Origin of the sequence: Pseudomonas sp. NPDC087615, from assembly GCF_044743445.1 — a bacterium.
Lineage (GTDB): Bacteria > Pseudomonadota > Gammaproteobacteria > Pseudomonadales > Pseudomonadaceae > Aquipseudomonas > Aquipseudomonas baetica_A.
In genome coordinates this window covers 1,055-2,324 of record NZ_JBIUWM010000132.1, presented here as the reverse complement: position 1 = coordinate 2,324, position 1,270 = coordinate 1,055, and the positions used below count along the sequence as shown (strand labels likewise).

Sequence of the window (1,270 nt, the reverse complement as noted above, 5' to 3'; positions counted from 1 at the left end):
CTACCTGTTCCGAGTGGGCGCCCTTGACTGGGCTCCGGAAGCTCGTCGCAAGAGGCAAGCGAAGCTGAAACAAGGCGGCTTTGGCAATGCAATACAATCTCACCAGGATCGACCCCGATGCTCCTAACGAGCAGTATCCGATTGGCGAACGGGAAACCGTTTCCGATCCGTTAGAAGATCAAGTTCACAAAAACATTTTCATGGGCAAGCTGGAAGACGTGCTGAGTGGCGCGGTCAACTGGGGACGCAAGAACTCCCTGTGGCCGTACAACTTTGGCTTGTCGTGCTGCTACGTGGAAATGACCACCGCCTTCACGGCGCCCCACGACATTGCGCGCTTTGGCGCCGAAGTTATCCGGGCATCGCCGCGCCAGGCCGACTTCATGGTTATCGCCGGTACCTGCTTCATCAAGATGGCGCCGATCATTCAGCGTCTCTACGAGCAAATGCTCGAACCGAAGTGGGTTATCTCCATGGGTTCGTGCGCCAACTCCGGTGGCATGTACGACATCTACTCCGTGGTTCAAGGGGTGGACAAGTTCCTGCCGGTGGACGTCTACGTACCTGGCTGCCCGCCCCGTCCAGAAGCATTTCTGCAAGGCTTGATGCTGTTGCAGGAATCGATTGGCAAGGAGCGTCGCCCACTGTCCTGGGTCGTTGGTGATCAAGGCGTTTATCGCGCCGACATGCCTTCGCAGAAGGATGCGCGCCGCGAACAGCGAATCGCAGTCACCAACCTGCGCAGCCCTGACGAAGTCTGATCCAGATCTGTTCTTACAAAGAAACGAGAAGCTGGCTTCATTCTTTACGTTGACCGAAAGCGAAAAAATAACCATGACTACAGGCAGCGCTCTGTACATCCCGCCTTACAAGGCAGACGACCAGGATGTGGTCGTTGAATTGAACAACCGTTTTGGCGCCGAAGCGTTCACCGCTCAGTCGACCCGCACCGGTATGCCGGTGCTGTGGGTGGCGCGCGCCAGACTCGTCGAAGTCCTGACTTTCCTGCGCAACCTGCCCAAGCCGTACGTCATGCTCTATGACCTGCACGGCGTGGACGAGCGTCTGCGCACCAAGCGTCAAGGGCTGCCTTCGGACGCCGAATTCACCGTGTTCTATCACCTCATGTCGCTTGAGCGTAATAGTGACGTGATGATCAAGGTCGCCTTGTCCGAAAGCGACCTGAGCTTGCCGACCGTCACCAGCATCTGGCCGAACGCCAACTGGTACGAGCGTGAAGTCTGGGACATGTACGGCATCGATTTCAAAG

The 1,270-nt window shown here is 57.0% G+C and carries 2 protein-coding genes and 1 pseudogene; all 3 read left to right on the top strand.

Going from position 1 to position 1,270, the window contains the following annotated elements:
- Positions 1 to 127, top strand: a pseudogene (locus tag ACIOU6_RS27890) (hypothetical protein); the annotation flags it as partial.
- Positions 87 to 761, top strand: coding sequence for an NADH-quinone oxidoreductase subunit B family protein (locus ACIOU6_RS27885; protein ID WP_221730388.1), 675 nt, complete (start codon positions 87 to 89; stop codon positions 759 to 761). The pseudogene ACIOU6_RS27890 and the gene ACIOU6_RS27885, both read left to right, overlap by 41 nt.
- A 73-nt stretch (positions 762 to 834) precedes the next feature.
- On the top strand, positions 835 to 1,270 hold a 436-nt coding region (locus tag ACIOU6_RS27880), incomplete at its 3' end, for an NADH-quinone oxidoreductase subunit C (RefSeq protein WP_401139951.1).

Coding starts and splice junctions, on each gene's coding strand:
- ACIOU6_RS27885 (WP_221730388.1), top strand. CDS start 87: ATGCAATACAATCTCACCAGGATCGACCCCGATGCTCCTAACGAGCAG.